Here is a 20,128-nt window from a genome sequence, read left to right on the forward strand (position 1 = left end):
CGGTAGAAGGGATACGAATATAATTTTATCATTTAAAAATGGCTCACATAATATAGGAAGATAATAAAAAGGAAATGAGTGAAATTAAAAACTAGGCTCATTTTGTTTTTATATGCTATTATAAAACACGTTGATAATTTGAACATATGAAGCAATTTCGAAAGGATGATATATATGAGTAACAAGCTTCGAAAAACCGTAGCTATGTCTACGCTGGGTTGCAAAGTAAATCACTATGAGACCGAGGCCATATGGCAATTATTTAAAGAACAAGAGTATAACCGCATCGACTTTGAACAACAAGCAGATGTATACGTAATTAACACATGTACCGTAACGAATACGGGGGATAAAAAATCACGCCAAGTTATTCGCCGTGCGGTGCGCCGTAACCCAGATGCTGTAATTTGTGTGACAGGCTGTTATGCGCAAACATCACCCGCGGAAATTATGGCCATTCCGGGTGTTGATATCGTGGTTGGTACACAAGACCGCCACAAGCTGCTTGGTTTAATCGAGCAATACCGCGAGGAACGTGAGCCGATTAATGCGGTGCGCAACATTATGAAAAATCGTGTATATGAGGAATTAGATGTACCAGCATTTACAGATCGTACACGTGCATCATTAAAAATTCAAGAAGGCTGTAACAACTTCTGTACATTTTGTATTATTCCTTGGGCGCGTGGCTTAATGCGTTCGCGCGATCCACAGGAAGTTATTCGCCAAGCACAGCAATTAGTAGAAGCGGGCTATTTGGAAATCGTCTTAACAGGTATCCATACAGGCGGTTACGGACAAGACTTTAAAGATTACAATTTAGCACAATTATTGCGTGATTTAGAGTTGCAAGTAAAAGGTTTAAAACGTCTGCGTATTTCTTCAATTGAAGCATCGCAATTAACAGATGAAGTCATTGACGTGTTGCGCAATTCAAATATTGTGGTAAACCATCTGCATATTCCAATTCAATCAGGCTCAGATACTGTATTAAAGCGCATGCGTCGTAAATATACGATGGCATTTTTCTCGGAGCGCATTACGAAATTAGCGGAAGCACTACCGAATTTAGCAGTAACATCTGATGTTATCGTTGGCTTCCCAGGTGAAACCGAAGAAGAGTTTATGGAAACGTATAATTTTATTCGTGACCACAAGTTTTCTGAATTACATGTGTTCCCATACTCGAAACGTACAGGTACACCAGCAGCGCGCATGGAAGATCAAGTGGACGAGGAAATTAAAAACGAACGTGTTCATCGTTTAATCGGATTAAATGATCAGCTAGCAAAGGAATACGCTGCTCGCTTTGAAAGTGAAGTGATGGAAGTGATTCCAGAGGAGCGCTTCAAAGAAACAGCTAATGAAAACTTATATGTTGGCTACACAGACAACTATTTGAAAGTTGTGTTTGAAGGAACAGAAGACATGATTGGTAAGCTTGTCAAAGTGAAAATTACCAAAGCAGGCTACCCATACAACAAAGGACAATTTGTACGCGTGTTAGAAGAGCAAATGCAATAAAGTGATACTTCAATCAGTAGGGTATCTTTGGCTGATTGCTAGTTGAATGCATAAAAAGATTAATACGAGATAAAACGAAGCACAGCTTACATCATGTAGGCTGTGTTTTTGGTTTGCAGATAAATTATGGAGAAACGCAGATATTCTGAAAAAAGCGCAGATAAATCGAAAAAAGCGCAGATAAAGCATGGGAAAGCGCAGATAAATCGAGAAAAGCGCAGATAAAGCATGAGAAACCGCAAATATATCGAGAAACTCGCAGAAAAACATGAGAACTCGCAGATATTCCGAAAAAACCACAGATTCCCTCTCAAAAATGCAGACAAATCAAGAGAAAATTCCAACATGGGAAATAGCTAAAAAAACCACAAATTGCTTTCTCATGTCATTCTTGCCTTATTACACAACTTACGCTAAAGTTAGAAAGCATCAATTTTAAAGGGGGAACTTCCATGGAGCAAACGTATATTGAAATTGTCAATGCAAGAGAAAACAATTTGAAAAATGTGAGCCTGCAAATTCCGAAAGGGAAACTGACTGTTTTCACAGGTGTGTCGGGTTCAGGGAAATCATCAATTGTCTTTGATACCGTTGCGCAAGAGGCAGGACGCCAATTAAATGAAACGTATAGCAGCTTTGTACGTACATTTTTGCCAAAATATCGCAGACCTGAAGCGGATGCGATTCATAATTTATCGACGGCGATTGTAGTAGACCAAAAGCGTTTTGGTGGCAATGCACGCTCAACATTAGGTACTGCGACGGATATTAATTCATTGTTAAGGCTATTATTTTCACGCTTTGCTACGCCGAGTATTGGCTATGGAAATGCTTATTCCTTTAATGATCCGAGCGGAATGTGTTTACAGTGTGAAGGTATTGGGAAAATCATAACATTGAATATTGACACAACATTAAATAAAGAAAAATCGTTAAATGATGGCGCTATTTTGCTGCCGGGTTTTGGCGTAGGCACGTGGCAGTGGAAGGCTTATGCGGAGTCAGGCTTTTTCGATAATGATAAAAAGATTAAAGATTATACTGAGGAAGAGCTGCATCAATTAATGTATGCGGAGCCGCAAAAAGTAGTTGTAACATATCAAAATAGTGAAATGAATGCGACATATGAAGGTATTGCTGTGAAATTTATGCGTCAAAATGTCAAAACAGATAAAGATACGACAAAGGCAGCAGCAAGTAAGCTAGAGCAATTTACGACCATGTGTAGTTGTCCAACTTGCGATGGTAAACGCTATAATGAGCAAGTGCTCTCTTCCAAAGTTTTAGGTTATTCCATTTATGATATGACAGCAATGCAGCTTGACGAGCTAATGGTCACTTTGCAAAAAGTTGAGGAGCCGTTAGCGAAGGAATTAGTAGCAGGCATTACAGAAAGACTGCAAAGTTTATGTGATATTGGTCTAGGCTATATGACATTAACGCGAGAGATGCCAACACTATCAGGCGGTGAGTCGCAGCGCGTAAAAATGGTGAAATATTTATCAAGTAACTTAACGGGTTTAATTTATATATTCGATGAGCCAAGCACAGGCTTACACCCACACGATGTATATCGCCTAAATGATTTGCTCGTGAAATTGCGTGATAAAGGCAATACTGTTTTAGTAGTAGAGCATGATCCTGACGTTATCCAAATTGCAGATCATGTTATTGATGTTGGACCAGCTGCCGGTTCGCACGGTGGACAAATTATGTTTAGCGGTAGCTATGAGGAACTTTTAAAATCAGATACGTTAACAGCGCAATATTTAAAATCAGAAGCGACAGTAAAGGCAAATCCACGCCCTGTCACAGAGTTTTTAGAGAGCGAAAAAAGCACACTGCATAATTTGAAAAATGTGAGCTTGCGTGTACCAACAGGTGTGTTGACAGCTATTACAGGAGTAGCAGGTTCAGGTAAAAGTACATTAGTGCATGAAGTGTTTGCAAAAAAATATCCAGAGGCAATCCGTATCGACCAGAGTGCTGTTCATGCAAATAGCCGCTCGAATCCATTAACTTATACAGGTGTGATGAATTCCATTCGCAAAGCTTTTTCAGATGCGAACGGTGTTGAGGCGGGGCTGTTTAGTTATAATTCAACAGGTGGCTGTGACAGCTGTGGTGGCACTGGGACAGTCGAATTGAATTTATCGTTTATGGATAAAGCGGAAGTAGTTTGTTCGGAATGTAATGGAACACGCTATAAGCAAGAGGTTTTGCAATATACGTATAAAGATAAAAATATTGTAGATGTCATGGATATGACCGTAGCAGAAGCGGTGGAATTTTTCGAAGCGAAGGATATTCAGCGTAAATTAACAAGCTTAAATACGGTGGGCTTATCCTATTTAACTTTAGGACAGCCATTAAATACGTTGTCTGGTGGAGAATGTCAACGCTTAAAGTTAGCTAAAGAAATGTCAACGAAGGGTAATTTATATATTTTAGACGAGCCGACAACAGGTCTACATATGTCAGATGTCGCAACAATCTTAAATATTATGAACACACTTGTAGACAAAGGCAATACAGTTATCGTTATTGAGCATAATTTAGACGTCATTCGCAACAGCGATTGGATTATTGATATCGGTCCAGAAGGCGGAGTCGGTGGCGGTGAGATTTTATATGAAGGCCCACCAACGAATATTATAAATTGTGAGCGCTCCATTACAGCGAAGCATTTAACTTGATTCAGCAATGTTTTATGTACCGAAAGCAAAGCGGCAGGTACAATGTTTACTGCGTGAAAGCGTAGCGACAGCGGCAATGTTTACTGCGCGAAAGCAGAGCGACAGCACATGCTTGTCTGTTGTGAAAGCACAGCAGCAAATCTTTTCTGTGCGAAAGCACAGCGTCAGATACAGATTCAAGCTAAGGCTTCAGCGAATATCGCAAGATGAGATTTGCACCATGCACATCAGTTAACCGTTGGTGCGTGTCGAGACGCTTTTAGGTTAACTTTTACTATGAGCAAGCGTGAAAGAATCTGAAACCAAGGCGTAATTGATTTGCAATGATTCAATAGAGCCAAGGTGTATCGATTGTGAACACGTAAGATAGAAAAGTGGGGAGGAAATCCTCACTTTTTTATATAAAATAACGCATTTATGTGTAAACTATGATATAGTTGTACGGACAACTAATATTTTCAAGGAGCGATCATTATGACTCAAAATTATGCAAAAATGATTGACCATACTTTATTAAAGGCAGACGCTACACGTGAGCAAATTGCGGAGATTTGTGCAGAAGCGAAGCAATATGATTTTGCTTCAGTTTGTGTAAATCCAACATGGGTTAAATATAGTGCAGAGCTTTTAGCTGGTACGGATGTTAAAGTATGTACAGTAATTGGCTTTCCATTAGGTGCAACAACTTCAGCAGTAAAAGCATTTGAAACGAAGGATGCTATTGCAAACGGTGCTGGTGAAATCGATATGGTTATTAATATTGGCGCATTAAAAAATGGCGAATATGACCTTGTGCGTGATGATATTAAAGCGGTCGTAGAGGCTGCCAATGGGACGCTTGTGAAGGTGATTATTGAAGCATGTCTACTAACGGATGAAGAGAAAGTGAAAGCATGTCAATTATCTGTTGAAGCAGGGGCAGACTTTGTAAAGACATCAACAGGTTTCTCTACAGGTGGCGCAACGGCTGAGGATATTGCGTTAATGCGTAAAACAGTTGGGCCAGATTTAGGTGTAAAAGCTTCAGGCGGTGTTCGTAGCTTAGAAGATATGAAACAGATGATTGAGCACGGGGCAACACGTATTGGGGCGAGCTCTGGTGTAGCAATTATGAATGGTTTAACTTCTGAATCTAATTATTGATTTTGCTTCAGTAGAAGTTTTGTACTGAAAGCAAATATTTTCTGTGCGAAAGCAACAAAGCGACAGTCTCGATTTCTATGCAGAATTAAAATCAAGCCTCCAGTGGATGTCACAGATTTTGAAAAGTAGGCTACATGATGCAGGTCAGTTAACTGTTGTCACAGGACGTGACGATTTTAGGTTAACTTCCCTCTATTTAGCTCGAAAGAAGTCTGGATGCAATTACGAGGAGGCGTAATTGATTATAATAGTTTTTGTTGACTGCTAGCTTATATTAAGTTATAATTTTTTAGTACACACTAACTAAGTTGTTAGTGTTGTATTGACGTGTGTTCGGAGGGAGGGAAAGAGAGATGTCAAAAACTGTCGTTCGAAAAAACGAATCGCTTGAAGATGCTCTTCGCCGCTTCAAACGTACTGTATCAAAAAGTGGTACAATTCAAGAAGTTAGAAAGCGCGAGTTCTACGAAAAACCTAGCGTAAAACGTAAAAAGAAATCAGAAGCTGCACGTAAACGTAAGTGGTAATTTTTCCTAAAATCCCTACGTTCAAAACACGCAATTTGATGATTCACTGAGCAGACAACAATGATACACCCCAATTTTTGCATTGTGAAAATTGGGGTGTTTTTCGTTTTTTAATAGTCTTCATTACATAGTTTTATCTTAGAGAATAAAATAATTTCTCGGAAGGCTAAAATGTATTTTACTGTTATTTAAATCGAAAAAATTCTTAAAAAGGCATATTTTTTGTTCGGAAAAGTAAATTGCTATTGAAAATTTGATAGTATTATGGGTATAATAATGAAAAAATTCAGTACAATTTTGTGTATTTTGTAACAGGGGGTTTTTGACCTGTCGAAAATAGAAAAGCTTTGTCAAAAATATACGAGTCTATCAACGGCAGATATTGCAAAGCTGCAACAACTAGAAACTACACTAGCCTATTATGCTGAATTGGCAGAATGCTATATGTTTATTGACTGCATGGTGGATAAGCAATCCCATGCGATTGTCGTAGCAGAGGCATTTCCTAAAAAGCACAATCATTTATATGAGCAATCTGTCATTGGTAAAATTGTTTTTGAGAGCTTTGAACCGGCCGTATTTTCTGCCTTCAGAAAAGGGGAGAAAGCATCGGTTTCAAGAGCAATTACGCAGGAAGGGATTACAGTTGAGCAACATGTCATTCCGATTTTTAATGATGATGGACAAGTAATTGCGGTGCTGATTAAGGAAAATCGAATGGAAGTGAAGGAACAGAACAATGAAGTAGTTCAACAAATGCCATTTGCATTGATTGAGCATATTGTAAAGCCTGATTTCCAGCCAGTTCCTGTTGTTTCTGATTTGCTAGTAGAATCGATTATTTTAACGAATCATGAAAATAAAGTGATTTATACGAATCCTGCTGGTTACCGATTCATATCTGAGCTATCAGGGCGTGATTCATTTGACAATATTGCAATAGATGAAGTGTTTCCATTTTTACAGGAAGTTTATGATGAAGACGACGATGTCTTTTTCTTAGAAATTACCGTTGATGGAAAATCATTTATTGTCAAAAAAATTCCGATTCGTAATCAAAGTAACAAAGTGACATTGCTGATTATTCATGATTTGACAGAGCTTAAGCTGAAGGAAAATGAACTAATGATGAAAACGTTCGCCATTCGCGAAATTCATCACCGAGTGAAAAATAATTTGCAAACGGTAACAAGCTTACTTCGGTTGCAAATGCGTAATGTTGCATCTACTTCACAGAAGGCTGCTTTTCAAGAAGCATTAAATCGGATTTATAGCATTTCTTCCGTCTATGAACTTATTTTAGAAAATGCAGACAATGCTGAAGAGAAAGTAGATGTTATTGCATTAGCCAAAAAAATTAGCAATAAAATGATGGATACTGCATCTACGACTGATATTCAGTTGACGATTCAGCATGATAATTTACAGTTATTTTGCCACTCTAAAAAAGCTGTATCACTTGCATTGATTATTTGTGAATTATTACAAAATGCATTGAAATATGCTTTTACTGGTCGACAAGAAGGTTTAATCACGCTCCATTTTTGCCAAGAGAATTCGATGATTTCGCTCCATATTTCTGACAACGGTGTCGGTATGCATGAAGCGAAGCCATCATTAGGTATGGAAATTGTTATGCGGCTTGTTGAATACGACCTAGCGGGTACTTTTACGATTATCCCTAGCGATAGAGGTACACATACTCAAATTCAGTTCCCTGTATGTGAGGAGGTATTTATTCTAAATGACTAGGAAAGTAATGATTGTTGAAGATGAATCGCTTATTGCAATGGACTTGCAATTTATTTTAGAAGATAATGGCTACGAAGTTGTAGCACATGCGAAAAATGGAGAAATAGCAATAGAGCTAGCTTATCTTCATAAACCACAGCTTATATTAATGGATATTAAAATGCCGAAACTAGACGGTTTAAAAGCAAGTAAAATTATTGAGCAACAGTTTGGCATACCGATTCTTTTTATCTCGGCATATAGCGAAAAAGAGTTGCTATCCTACATGAAGCAAGATAATGTGCTTGGTTATGTTATGAAGCCTTTCTCGGAGAAAAATGTACTGCCAGCGTTGGAAGTCGCTTTTCATCAAGTCGAGAAATTTGACCGTTTAAATGGCAAACTGCTGCAAGTCCAAAATCAAATGGAAAAACGTAAGGTCATTGAGCGAGCAAAGGGGCTCCTGATGCAGCTAGAAAATATTAGCGAAGATGAGGCTTACAAAAAAATCCGAAATGAAAGTATGCGGACACAGCAGGAAATGGTGCATATCGCACAGCAAATACTCAATACCCAACAAGTAAATAGCTAAGCAAAGGCGCTTAAAGAAAATGTATTTTCTTTAATGCGCCTTTTTTATATAAATAAAATAAAAAAGGGGTGTGTAAATCTATGGAAATGATAGGAACAGTCATTGTTTATATTATTATGGTTTGTGCAGTTTTAGGAGCAATCGGTGCAATCCGAGATGCGGAGTATGGAATTGGGAAAGAGTTCATGAATGGTTTACATACGGTAGGTCATATTTTCGTGCCTGCTGCAGGTATTATGGCGGCTATTCCATATTTAACTTGGTTTATTAGTAATTTTGTTAGTCCAATTTTTGAGATGATTGGTGCAGATCCAGCGATTGCAGCAACGACAATTTTAGCATCAGATATGGGTGGTTATCAGCTAGCAAATGCATTGAAAACATCCTATGAAGGCTGGGTGATGGCGTTAGTTGTCGGCTTTATGTCAGGGGCAACAATCGTATTCTCGATTCCGATGGGACTTGCGATGTTAGATAAGCGCGATCATAAATACATGGCATTAGGTATTATGGCTGGGGTTTTAACAATTCCGATTGGTGCATTTATTTCTTCGATTATGATTGTGACATTTAACACGGAAGTACGTGAAATTATTAGTACAACAGAGGCACCTACATATGTGTTTGCCATTTCTGTTTTACAAATTTTAATTAATTTATTACCGCTCTTTATTTTCGTTATTTTAATTGCGCTCGGTTTAAAACTCGTTCCAAATATGATGATTACAGGTTTCATGTTATTTGGGCGTATAATGGATGCAGGAATTAAGTTAGTGCTTGTGTTCTCCATTGTTGAAATTTTCACAGGTCTTTTCTCAACAATGTTTGGTGCATGGGGCTTTGATCCAATTATGGCGGATGAGGTTGATCAATTCCGTGCGTTAGAAACAGCTGGTTATATTGGGATTATGTTAGCAGGTGCATTCCCAATGGTTTATTTAATTCGTAAATACGCATCAAGACCATTGGAAGCAGTCGGTGGAAAACTAGGTCTATCATCAGCGGGAAGTGCTGGTCTTTTAGCAACAGTAGCCAACATTTTAGCGATGTTTACACTCGTACGTGATATGCCACCAAAAGATAAAGTAATCAATATCGCATTTGGTGTTTGTGCGGCGTTCTTGTTAGGTGACCATTTATCGTTCACAGCTAACTTCCAGCCAACAATTATTTTACCAGTAATCGTTGGTAAGCTTTTAGCAGGTATTATCGCTATTTACTTAGCGTACAAGCTATCGGTACCAACTGCTTTAAAATTAGAGCAGGAAGATCGTAAAGCAGGTATTATTAAAGAAAATGAATATTTAACAAATACAGAAAAATAGTTAGGAGTTGATGGTGTGGGCGAGGAGAAAAAACGATTTATACAGGAGTTCGTTCCTGGTAAACAATTAACATTAAGTCACTTGATTGCGAACCCAGATCCAGATATGTTTCAAAAATTAGGAATACAGGAAGCAGGTGCTTTAGGCATTATGACGTGTACCCCGAGTGAAACGGTAATTATTGCGGGGGATTTAGCAACAAAGTCCGCGAATGTCAGTCTAGGCTTCCTTGACCGCTTTACAGGTAGTCTTGTCATTGTGGGGAGCGTGTCGGAAGTGGAAATGGCGATGCTTGCCATCAATCGATTTTTAGCTGAAAACTTAGGCTACACACCATCGCAAATAACGAAGTCGTAGGGGTGCCGATATGAAAAATCGCGTTATGATCATAGGTGGCGTTCAAGCAGGGAAATCGACGTTAATGAATGCACTCTTAGGCAAGGAAAGGTCGGCGAATAAAACGCAGGCGCTTGTCTATGAAGATTGGATTGTCGATACACCAGGGGAATATATTGAAAACCCAATGTATTATCGTAATATTATGGCGACATCATTAGAAGTGACACATGTGATTTATTTACAAGATGCGACATCTTCGCGTAGCGTCTTTCCACCACAATTTAGCTTAGGTATTCCTAAAATTCAAATCGGTGTCATTACAAAAATTGATCATCCAGAGGCAGATGTGGAACGTGCAGCAAGCTTATTGAAAAATGTGATGATGCGAGGGCCAATTGTTAAAACGTCTGCGTTAGAGAAGCGCGGTGTTGAATTCATCGCACCGCTGATTGCGCTGGATGATGTAGCTGCTATCAAGCAATTTGTGTTAGAAAGTGCAAGTCCATATCTTGAATATCGTGAATAGTGATTGGAGGGGAAGGGTGAGGTGACAACAGAAGAAATTTTGAGTGCAGGCATCGATATTGGTACGAGTACAACGAAAATGGTTGTGAGCCGTTTTGTGTTGCGTAATGTAGCGGGCTTAACGCATGTGCCGCGTATTGAAATTATTGAGAAAAAGCTCATACATCAAAGTCCCATTATTAAAACACCCTTTAAAAGCAAAGAGGTAATTGATATGGAAAAAATAGAGCAATTTATTTTTGAACAATATCAATTAGCGAATGTTTTACCAGAAAATATTGCTACTGGTGCCATTATTATTACGGGTGAATCAGCGACGAAGCACAATGCGAGCGAAGTCATTCACACCATTTCAAATAGCGCGGGGAATTTCCTCGTAGCGACTGCGGGTCCTGATTTAGAGGGCATTATTGCAGCGAAAGGCTCGGGTACTGTCAAAGCATCAAAGCAGACGGGAAAAGTCATTGCCAATATTGATATTGGGGGAGGAACAGCGAATATCGCGGTTGTGCAATATGGTGAAGTCATTGGCACTTGTACATTGCATATTGGTGGCAGGTTAATCGAGTTTCACAACGGTGTGATTCATTCGATCTCGCCACCATTAGAACGCCTAATGGCACGCTGGGATAATCCACTCAAAGTTGGTGATGCGGCAAATGATCCGCGCATTGAAAAATGCATCGAGGAAATGATAACAGTGCTTGTGGATGTGTTGAACAGGCAATTGCAAGACGCAGAGCATCCTCTGTTATTGGGACATTTGCCGAATTGGACAAAGCAAGTGGAGGCAGTCGTTTTTTCAGGTGGTGTAGCGGCTTGTATTTATGAGGACAATTGCTCGATGCGTCAATACGATGATATCGGTGAGCGGCTTGCGAAAACATTACAACAAGATGAGGCACTGCAATCGTTTTTATGGATTGAGCCAGAAGAAACGGCTCGCGCCACGGTAACAGGGGCTGGCACACAAACAACCGATATTAGCGGTGCAACGATTCAAGTAGATGCACATGCGTTACCATTAAAAAATGTGCCAGTGTTTCAATGTAATATGAATGCTTCGATGGCGCATATCGAGCAAATTGTAGCAAATGCAGTGCAGCAGGCAAATACATTATTCTCGGTGCAGGAAAGTCAAATACCGTTTGCCTTGTACTTTAGTCAATTACCTTACTTGAGTTTTCAAGATGTACATAGGCTATGTGAGGTTATTTTGCAGCAGTTTACGACAAGTACAGTACCGATTATTTTAATATGGCAATCGGATTATGCAAAGGTTATTGGGCAAACGATTCAAGCGATTAGTCCGACAGTACCAATTATATGTATCGATCAAATTAAGGTAGAAACAGGTGATTATATCGACATCGGGGAAGTACTCCCATCAGGAGTTGTACCCGTTGTTGTCAAAACACTTGCATTCCACTCACAGTAGAGGAGGATGAACGTGAATTTATCAGTAATAATGGGTGGAGAAAGATATCATTTTAAATCGCTGAAAGAAGTGATGGCGAAGGCAAATGAAGAGAAATCAGGCGACCGTCTTGCAGGCGTGGCGGCTGAAACGGTGCAAGAGCGCATCGCGGCGAAGGCGGTATTAAGCGAATTGTTAGTAAAGGACATTCGCGAAAATCCGCTTATTCCAGAGGATGATGAAGTATCGCGCCTCATTGAGCAGGATGTCAATGAGCAAATGTATAGTGAGATTAAAAACTGGAGCATCGAGCAACTGCGTGAGTATATTTTATCGAATGACACAGGTGACAGAGAGCTGAAGCGCCTTAGCAAAGGTATGAACTCTGAGGTTATTGCAGCTGTGACAAAGCTGATGTCCAATTTAGACCTTGTTCATGCGGCAAATAAAGTGGAAATTTTATCAACATGTAATATTACGATTGGGCAAAAGGGCACACTATCTTCACGCTTACAGCCAAACCATCCAACAGACAATATCGATGGAATTATCGCTTCGTTAAAAGAAGGGCTATCTTATGGTATAGGGGATGCCGTTATTGGTATCAACCCTGTAGACGATTCTGTGGAAAGCGTGAAAAGAGTATTACATGCGACAAAAAACTTTATTAACGAATGGGATATTCCAACGCAAAATTGTGTGCTAGCACATATTACGACACAAATGAAGGCAATTCAGCAAGGTGCGCCAGCCGATATGATTTTCCAAAGCATTGCAGGCACAGAAAAGGCGAACCGTTCATTTGGGATTTCAGTTGATTTAATTCGTGAAGCGGAAGAGTTAATTAAAAAGCAAGGTACAGGTACGGGACCGAATTTATTTTATTTCGAAACAGGGCAAGGCTCTGAGCTATCAGCGGAAGCACATTATGGTGTTGACCAGCTAACGCTTGAATCACGCAACTACGGCTTTGCGAGACATTTCAATCCATATATCGTCAACACAGTTGTTGGATTTATCGGACCAGAGTATTTATACAATAATAAGCAAGTAATTCGTGCAGGGCTTGAAGACCATTTCATGGGGAAAATGCACGGTTTGCCAATGGGTGTAGACATTTGTTATACGAACCATATTAAAGCAGACCAAAATGATATTGAAGATTTAAGCGTGCTGTTGACGGCGGCTGGCGTAAACTTCATTATCGCTGCTCCAATGGGAGATGATGTCATGCTGAATTATCAATCGCTAAGCTATCATGATGTAGCGACATTGCTGCAAACTTTAGGAAAAACACCAGCACCAGCTTATCTAGCATGGCTAGAAAAAATGGGCATTTATGAAAATGGTCGTCTTTCCTCTAGGGCGGGCGATTTATCGCTGTTTGAAAGGTAGGTGGATGATGTGAACGAAGAATTAGTAGCGAAAATTACACAGCTTGTCATGGAAAAGATGAATGGTAGCACAGAACCGCAGCAAGAAGTGCAGGAGAGCAATACAACATTGCGCATTTTGGAAACGCCCGAATCACCGTCAGTAGACGAACCGGATACATTAATTAAGCTGTATAACAACACATCAACGAATGAGCAAACAAGCTATGTTGAGCCTGAAGCAAATGATGTGAAAGTGTTCCAATTTGAAGGGGATAACCTATCTGAAAGTGTACAAGCTGCACGTAAAAATACACCAGCAAGAATCGGTGTTGGCAGAGCAGGAACAAGACCGAAAACCAAAACATGGTTACAATTCAGACTGGATCATGCGGCGGCGGTAGATGCAGTATATGGCGAAGTATCTGAGGAATTGCTACAAAAGTTAAATATTTCAACTGTCACAACGAGGGTAACAGACAAAGAGGAATATATTACACGACCAGATTTAGGGCGTCGCTTATCAGATGAGTCGAAGGAGTTTATTAAAGCGAATTGTCAAAGTAATCCGCAAGTACAAATACTTATTTCGAACGGCTTAAGCGCAAGTGCAATTGAGGAAAACATTATGGATGTTTACTTATCGCTACAACAAAGCTTAGGTAACTTGAAAATTGAAATCGGCACAACATTTTACATTGACAAAGGGCGTGTGGCACTGATGGATGAAATCGGTGAAATTTTACAGCCTGAAGTCATTGTTTACTTAATCGGAGAGCGTCCAGGACTGGTATCTGCTGAATCGATGAGCGCTTATTTATGCTATAAGCCGCGCCTTGGTACAGTAGAGGCAGAACGTATGGTGATTTCGAATATCCATAAAGGTGGTATTCCACCATTAGAGGCGGGAGCTTATTTGGGAACGGTTGTGCAAAGAATTTTACAACACAAGGCGAGCGGTGTGGCACTTGTGGAGAAAGAAAGCTAAGGAGGCATGAAGATGAATCCTCAAAAAATAATGGCGGAAATTTTGTCAATGCAAATTATTCCACGTGTCAATAATGAGCTTGCGGAGCAGCTAGCATTGCAGCCGCATCATACTAGCTTAGGGCTTGTGACATTAACAATCGATGATGTTGGTTATGTGGCATTTGATGAAGCAACGAAAAAAGCGGATGTCGATGTCGTTTATGCGAAAAGCTTTTACGCAGGAGCTGCACATGCTTCTGGCCCATTATCAGGCGAAGTGATTGGCATTATTGCGGGAAGTTCACCCGATGAGGTGCGCAGCGGCTTAGAGGCAATCGAGCAAAAAGTGCAGTTCGATACGTATTTCGAAGCGATTCTTGGCAATGATGGTCATGCTTTATTTGCTCATACAGTTGCTAGCTGCGGCACATATTTGGCACAGCAGGCAGGCGTTCGAGAGGGTACAGCACTTGCTTATTTAATCGCACCACCGCTTGAAGCAGTTGTCGGTTTGGATGCTGCGTTAAAGGCGGCAGATGTGGAGTTAAAAGTATTTTTCGGCCCTCCATCTGAAACGAACTTTGGCGGTGGGCTATTGAGTGGCTCACAATCCTCTTGCCAAGCGGCGGCTGATGCATTCAGAGAGGCAATTGAAAACTTGGCAAGAAATCCAATCATTTAGAAAGGAGGCGACGCAAGTGCCTACATTAGATCATGATTTATTAGCACTACAGGAAATGCGCGATGCGGTGAAAAAAGCAAGCGAAGCGCAAGCAGCTTATATGCAATTTTCACAGCAGCAAGTTGACCAAATCGTCAAAGCGGTAGCAGATGCCGCTTTTAAGGAAGCGGATAGACTAGCGAAAATGGCTGTAAAAGAAACAGGCATGGGCGTTCCTAACCATAAAAAGATAAAAAATGAAGTAGCTTCAAGAGATTTATATGAAGATATTAAAGATTTAAAAACCGTTGGCATCGTCGGCTATGACCGCGCGGCAAAGGTAACTGAAATCGCTAGCCCATTCGGCGTTGTAGCAGGTATTGTGCCAACAACTAATCCGACATCGACAGCAATCTTTAAAGCGATGATTTCTTTAAAAACACGCAATGCGCTTGTAGTCAGCCCGCATCCATATGCGGTAAAATGTACAGAGGAAGCGTTAAATGTTTGCCGTATTGCCGCAGAGCAAGCGGGTGCACCAGCAGGTTTGTTACAATGTTTAACGATGGCTTCAATGGATGCTACACAGCAATTGCTAAAGCATCCACAAGTTAATTTAATTTTAGCAACAGGTGGCGGGGCACTCGTAAAAGCTGCTTATAGCTCTGGAAAACCAGCATACGGTGTTGGTCCAGGTAATGTGCCTGCATATGTTGAGAAATCAGCAAATATCGCCAAGGCTGCACAACATTTAGTGCAAAGTAAATCCTTTGATAACGGGACGATTTGTGCGACAGAGCAATCAATCATTGCAGATGAAGCCATTTCAGACAAGTTAATTGCGGAGCTACAGAAAAACGGCGCGTATATTTTATCGCCAGAAGAAAAGGTCAAAATGGAGAAGCTGATTTCTCCTACACCGGGGAAAGTTAACCCGAAAATCGTTGGCAAATCCGCTGCCTGCTTAGCAGATTTAGTAGGATTTAGCGTGCCAGCGGGTACGAAAGTGCTCATCGGCTTAGAAACGAAGGTAGGGAAGGAAATTCCATTTTCACTTGAAAAGCTTTCGCCAATTTTTGCCCTTTACACAGTGAAGGATAGCGCAGCAGCGAAGCAAGTGATGATTGATTTACTCAATATTGGTGGGCGCGGGCATACATGCTCGATTCATACGGAGAATGCAGCATTAGCGGAGCAATTCGCAGTGGAGCTACCTGTATCGCGGATTGTCATCAACACATTATCATCGATTGGCGCTGTCGGTGGAACAACTGGTTTAGCACCATCGTTCACGCTTGGCTGTGGTACATTTGGTGGCAACATTACATCCGATAATGTGACAGCAAGACATTTAATCAATATTAAACGTATGGCATATGGCACGAAAAATGTCACAGTACCAGAGCCAGCATACGAGCCATTAGAGGCGCTGGTTGAGAAGCAAGTGGCACAGACAGAGGCAGTGGATGCGGATATGGTGCAGCAAATTGTGGATCAAGTATTAAAACAAATTACATTACAAAACAAATAATTGGAGGAATAGAAAATGAGCAGAGAAGGTACAGCATTAGGAATGGTAGAAACAAAAGGTCTTGTAGGCGCAATCGAAGCGGCTGACGCAATGGTAAAGGCAGCTAGCGTAAACTTAGTAGGAAAAGTACATGTTGGTGGCGGTATCGTAACGGTATTAGTACGCGGTGATGTAGGCGCAGTAAAAGCGGCAACAGATGCAGGTGCAGCAGCAGCAGAGCGTGTAGGCGAATTATTATCTGTACACGTAATCCCACGTCCACATAACGAATTAGAATTAATTTTACCAAAGCTTGAAGGCTAATTAACTAGCTAAAAAGGGGCTTGTTCTCAAAAGTATAATTATTTTTAAACAAGCCCCATATTTTTAATTTTTGATGAGCGCATTTAGTCGGTGGTTGAGCGATTTTTCACGTTCAATGAGCGAATTTTAGCTTTGATTGAGCGAAATTGGCACTTCATTGAGCGAATCATTACTTTTGAACTACGAATGTTAGTATGTTTCCATACAAATTCAAATAGAGGTGACTCGCATGAGCACAAAAACAATTCCCGTTGCGATTTCAGCGCGACATATCCATGTAAGTGAAGAAGATTTGCAAGCGCTTTTTGGCCCAAATGCTAGCTTAACAAAGGATTTTGACCTTTCACAGCCAGGACAATATGCGGCAAAGGAAAGAGTGTCGATTGAGGGACCAAAAGGCGTTATTCATAACGTGCGTATATTAGGACCAGTAAGACCCGCAACACAAGTAGAAGTGAGCAAAACAGATGCGCTGAAACTTGGTATCAACCCACCGTTAAGACAATCAGGTGATGTTGAAGGTTCAGCAAGTCTTAAAATTAGCAATGGTGAGCAAGTCATTACCATCAAGCAAGGTGCAATTATTGCGCAAGCGCATATCCATATGACAGAACAAGACGCGAAAGACTTCAATGTAGAAAACAATGAAATCGTTTCGGTCGAAGTGGAAAGTGAGCGTCCTATTACAATGCGCGGTGTCGTTGTTCGCGTATCAAAGGATTTCAGCTTAGAGATGCATATTGATACCGATGAGGCGAATGCAGGCTTCATTAAACAGCAGGCAAAAGGGACAATTTTCAAAATAACAAAGTAAGGAGGAGGTTGGATGCAAGAGAACCTAGTACAAAAAATTGTTGAAGAAGTGCTACAGCAAGTGTTAAAAAATCAGCCTTCCCTTCAGCACGATCATAAAATTCCAGTCGGTGTATCAGCACGACATGTGCACTTGGCACAGGCAGAGGTGGAGCAACTATTTGGTGAAAACTATCAGCTGACACCGAAATTTGAGCTTTCACAGCCAGGTCAATTTGCAGCGGAGGAAACAGTTGTGATTGCGGGTCCAAAAGGCTCGATTGAACGAGTGCGAATTTTAGGTCCAGCACGCTCTTTATCTCAAGTGGAAGTCAGCTTTACAGATGCCATTAAATTAGGCGTAAAACCACCATTGCGAATTTCTGGTGATGTAAAAGGCTCAAGCCCTATTACATTAATCGGTCCACGAGGAAGTGTGGTGCTGAAGGAAGGGCTTATTGTCGCAAAAGCGCATATTCATATGACACCAGCAGATAGCACTCGCCTACAAGTGAAAGACGGACAAAGCGTGCAAATTAAGCTAGATGGTGTCAGACCGATTATTTTATCAGATGTTATGATTCGCGTATCTGAGCGTTACCGCTTGGAAATGCATATCGATACAGACGAGGCAAATGCAGGCTTAATCAAGCAAGGGGCCTTCGCTGAAATTGTCCAAGCACCATCATCAACTCAGCAAGCAGCACAGCCAGTCGTTCAGCAGGCGGTTTCATTGCCTGAGCTACCTGAGCCAAAAGCGGCATATCATTTCACGAAAAAGCTATTATCACAAGTAGAAGTAGCGGCAATACAAGAGCCAGAAATCATCGTATCGAAAAAGACGATTGTGACAGCACTGGCACATGATAAAATTCGAGAATTGAATAAAATATTAACAGTGAATAAAGAATAAATGGCTTGAGGGTGAGCAAATGCAAATAGGAAGAGTTATTGGGAATGTTTGGGCTACACGTAAGGAAGAAGGATTAAACGGCTTAAAACTGTTAATCATTCAACCAATTGATTCAAACCAACAGCCGATACGAACTGAACTTGTTGCTGCGGACCGCATTGGTGCAGGCATAGGTGATGATGTTCTTATTACAAGTGGCGGATCGTCACGCTATATTATGAAAGATAATCCACTGCCAATTGATGCAGTTGTCATTGGTATTATCGATTCTACAGAAGTAATGCGAGGTGAAGACAAATGAGTAGTGCAATCGGTATGATTGAAACGAAGGGGCTAGTTGGCTCTATAGAAGCAGCAGATGCGATGATTAAAGCTTCCGATGTGACGATTGTGAAGCAGGAGTTTGTAGATGGTGGAATTGTAACAGTCGTTGTCCAAGGGGATGTCGGCTCAGTGCAAGCAGCAGTGGATGCTGGGAAAGCAGCAGCGATGCGTGTTGGCGAATTATTATCATCACATGTTATTCCACGACCAGATGTGGATGTATATCAAATGATTAAAGGGCCAGAAGCACCGAAGAAAAAGCCAACGCCAGCGCGTGCGAAGAAAGCAACAGAAACAACTTCAACTGAAAATGGCGGTGAAGCATAATGCCATTTCAAAAACATAAAATTGCTGTTATAGGAGCAGGACATACAGGGGCGACACTCAGCTTATTTTTAGCACAAAAGGAATTAGGAGATGTCGTACTATTGGATATTCCAGATGCGGAAAACCCGACAAAAGGCAAGGCGCTCGACTTATTGCAAACAGGCCCAATTGAGAAATTTAATGTGTCTGTTAAAGGGACGAGCAATTACGAAGATATTGCGGGGGCAAGCATTGTCGTCATTACTGCGGGTATTCCGCGTAAGCCAGGTATGAGTCGCGATGATTTAGTTGCGACAAATGCAAAAATTATTAAGCAAGTATCTGCACAAATTAAGCGTTATGCACCGAACAGTATTGTGCTCGTACTAAGCAATCCAGTGGACGCAATGACATATGTTTGCTATAAGGAAACAGGTTTCCCTAAAAATCGCGTTATTGGTCAATCAGGTGTGTTAGACACAGCGCGCTTCAATACATTTGTTGCACAGGAATTGCAAATTGCGCCAGAGGATGTATCGGGCTTCGTATTAGGTGGTCATGGCGATGAAATGGTACCGTTAATTCGCTATTCTTATGCAGGTGGCATTCCGCTTGAAAAGCTGATTCCTCAACAGCGATTAGCACAAATTGTTGAGCGCACACGCAAAGGTGGCGGTGAAATCGTTGGTCTGCTTGGCAATGGTAGCGCCTACTATGCACCAGCTGCGGCTTGTGCACAAATGGTGGAAATCATTATGAAAGACCAACGTAAAATTATTCCATCCATCGCTTTGTTGGAAGGGGAATATGGCTATAACGATTTATTTTTAGGTGTACCAACTATATTAGGTGGTAACGGCATTGAATCTGTCATTGAATTGCAGCTGACAGAAGAAGAAAAGCAGGCGCTTCAGCATTCCGCACAAGCGGTAGAGCAAGTCTTGGAAATTTGCCGCAATATTTAACTATGTGTAAAGCAGCTAAGGGAATTCAATTTTCTTAGCTGCTTTTTAGCGTATGATTATTCTTAACGTGGGGAAATAGGTTATACTTAAAATGAAAGTTTTTATAATTATTTTGAAACTTTTAGCCAACTTTATCGTATAAACAGGTAATCGAATTTTTAGAAAGACTAAC

The 20,128-nt window shown here is 40.7% G+C and carries 20 protein-coding genes; all 20 read left to right on the forward strand.

Features of this window, described 5'->3' with window-relative positions:
• The first annotated feature begins 174 nt into the window (after positions 1–174).
• The 20 genes from mtaB to mdh all read left to right on the forward strand — a co-directional run bounded on the left by mtaB (position 175) and on the right by mdh (position 19,956).
• Positions 175–1,524, forward strand: a complete 1,350-nt coding sequence (gene mtaB, locus C9J34_RS08605) for a tRNA (N(6)-L-threonylcarbamoyladenosine(37)-C(2))-methylthiotransferase MtaB (RefSeq protein WP_107839456.1) — start codon at positions 175–177, stop codon at positions 1,522–1,524.
• Positions 1,525–1,976: 452 nt separating this feature from the next.
• Positions 1,977–4,220, forward strand: a complete 2,244-nt coding sequence (locus tag C9J34_RS08610; RefSeq protein ID WP_107839457.1) for an ATP-binding cassette domain-containing protein — start codon at positions 1,977–1,979, stop codon at positions 4,218–4,220.
• 474 nt (positions 4,221–4,694) lie between these two features.
• Positions 4,695–5,363 carry a deoxyribose-phosphate aldolase gene (gene deoC / locus C9J34_RS08615; RefSeq protein ID WP_107839458.1) on the forward strand — a complete coding sequence of 223 codons (669 nt, stop codon included), beginning with the start codon at positions 4,695–4,697 and terminating at the stop codon, positions 5,361–5,363.
• A gap of 353 nt (positions 5,364–5,716) precedes the next feature.
• Positions 5,717–5,890, forward strand: a complete 174-nt coding sequence (gene rpsU / locus C9J34_RS08620; RefSeq protein WP_004227078.1) for a 30S ribosomal protein S21 — start codon at positions 5,717–5,719, stop codon at positions 5,888–5,890.
• A gap of 336 nt (positions 5,891–6,226) precedes the next feature.
• On the forward strand, positions 6,227–7,642 hold the full coding sequence (locus tag C9J34_RS08625) for a sensor histidine kinase (RefSeq protein ID WP_274523356.1): 1,416 nt from the start codon (positions 6,227–6,229) through the stop codon (positions 7,640–7,642).
• Complete coding sequence (locus C9J34_RS08630) at positions 7,635–8,213, forward strand: ANTAR domain-containing response regulator (RefSeq protein WP_107839460.1); 579 nt, start codon at positions 7,635–7,637, stop codon at positions 8,211–8,213. Before C9J34_RS08625 ends, C9J34_RS08630 begins: the two co-directional genes overlap by 8 nt.
• Positions 8,214–8,293: 80 nt before the next feature.
• On the forward strand, positions 8,294–9,538 hold the full coding sequence (eutH, locus tag C9J34_RS08635) for an ethanolamine utilization protein EutH (protein ID WP_107839461.1): 1,245 nt from the start codon (positions 8,294–8,296) through the stop codon (positions 9,536–9,538).
• 15 nt (positions 9,539–9,553) lie between these two features.
• On the forward strand, positions 9,554–9,895 hold the full coding sequence (gene eutS / locus C9J34_RS08640; protein ID WP_107839462.1) for an ethanolamine utilization microcompartment protein EutS: 342 nt from the start codon (positions 9,554–9,556) through the stop codon (positions 9,893–9,895).
• A 10-nt stretch (positions 9,896–9,905) separates the two neighbouring features.
• Positions 9,906–10,403, forward strand: a complete 498-nt coding sequence (locus C9J34_RS08645; protein WP_107839463.1) for a EutP/PduV family microcompartment system protein — start codon at positions 9,906–9,908, stop codon at positions 10,401–10,403.
• A 21-nt stretch (positions 10,404–10,424) separates the two neighbouring features.
• The gene (locus tag C9J34_RS08650) at positions 10,425–11,840 is read left to right on the forward strand and encodes an ethanolamine ammonia-lyase reactivating factor EutA (protein ID WP_107839464.1); all 1,416 of its coding nucleotides are present in this window, start codon (positions 10,425–10,427) and stop codon (positions 11,838–11,840) included.
• A gap of 6 nt (positions 11,841–11,846) precedes the next feature.
• Positions 11,847–13,214 carry an ethanolamine ammonia-lyase subunit EutB gene (locus C9J34_RS08655; RefSeq protein WP_107839465.1) on the forward strand — a complete coding sequence of 456 codons (1,368 nt, stop codon included), beginning with the start codon at positions 11,847–11,849 and terminating at the stop codon, positions 13,212–13,214.
• A 9-nt stretch (positions 13,215–13,223) separates the two neighbouring features.
• Positions 13,224–14,180, forward strand: a complete 957-nt coding sequence (gene eutC / locus C9J34_RS08660; RefSeq protein WP_107839466.1) for an ethanolamine ammonia-lyase subunit EutC — start codon at positions 13,224–13,226, stop codon at positions 14,178–14,180.
• Positions 14,181–14,192: 12 nt separating this feature from the next.
• The gene (gene eutL, locus C9J34_RS08665) at positions 14,193–14,843 is read left to right on the forward strand and encodes an ethanolamine utilization microcompartment protein EutL (RefSeq protein WP_107839467.1); all 651 of its coding nucleotides are present in this window, start codon (positions 14,193–14,195) and stop codon (positions 14,841–14,843) included.
• A 16-nt stretch (positions 14,844–14,859) separates the two neighbouring features.
• Complete coding sequence (locus tag C9J34_RS08670; protein ID WP_107839468.1) at positions 14,860–16,353, forward strand: aldehyde dehydrogenase family protein; 1,494 nt, start codon at positions 14,860–14,862, stop codon at positions 16,351–16,353.
• 15 nt (positions 16,354–16,368) lie between these two features.
• Positions 16,369–16,656 carry a BMC domain-containing protein gene (locus C9J34_RS08675; RefSeq protein ID WP_107839469.1) on the forward strand — a complete coding sequence of 96 codons (288 nt, stop codon included), beginning with the start codon at positions 16,369–16,371 and terminating at the stop codon, positions 16,654–16,656.
• A gap of 229 nt (positions 16,657–16,885) precedes the next feature.
• Entirely contained in the window at positions 16,886–17,470 is a 585-nt protein-coding gene (gene pduL, locus C9J34_RS08680) for a phosphate propanoyltransferase (RefSeq protein ID WP_107839470.1), read from the forward strand.
• Between the two features lie 12 nt (positions 17,471–17,482).
• The gene (locus C9J34_RS08685) at positions 17,483–18,361 is read left to right on the forward strand and encodes a phosphate propanoyltransferase (protein ID WP_107839471.1); all 879 of its coding nucleotides are present in this window, start codon (positions 17,483–17,485) and stop codon (positions 18,359–18,361) included.
• Between the two features lie 19 nt (positions 18,362–18,380).
• Complete coding sequence (locus C9J34_RS08690; RefSeq protein ID WP_107839472.1) at positions 18,381–18,662, forward strand: EutN/CcmL family microcompartment protein; 282 nt, start codon at positions 18,381–18,383, stop codon at positions 18,660–18,662.
• On the forward strand, positions 18,659–19,012 hold the full coding sequence (locus C9J34_RS08695; RefSeq protein ID WP_107839473.1) for a BMC domain-containing protein: 354 nt from the start codon (positions 18,659–18,661) through the stop codon (positions 19,010–19,012). The genes C9J34_RS08690 and C9J34_RS08695 overlap by 4 nt, the downstream gene beginning before the upstream one ends.
• Entirely contained in the window at positions 19,012–19,956 is a 945-nt protein-coding gene (gene mdh / locus C9J34_RS08700; RefSeq protein ID WP_107839474.1) for a malate dehydrogenase, read from the forward strand. Before C9J34_RS08695 ends, mdh begins: the two co-directional genes overlap by 1 nt.
• The last annotated feature ends 172 nt before the right edge of the window (positions 19,957–20,128 follow it).

This window comes from Metasolibacillus meyeri (genome assembly GCF_003049505.1).
Classification (GTDB): Bacteria; Bacillota; Bacilli; order Bacillales_A; family Planococcaceae; genus Metasolibacillus; species Metasolibacillus meyeri.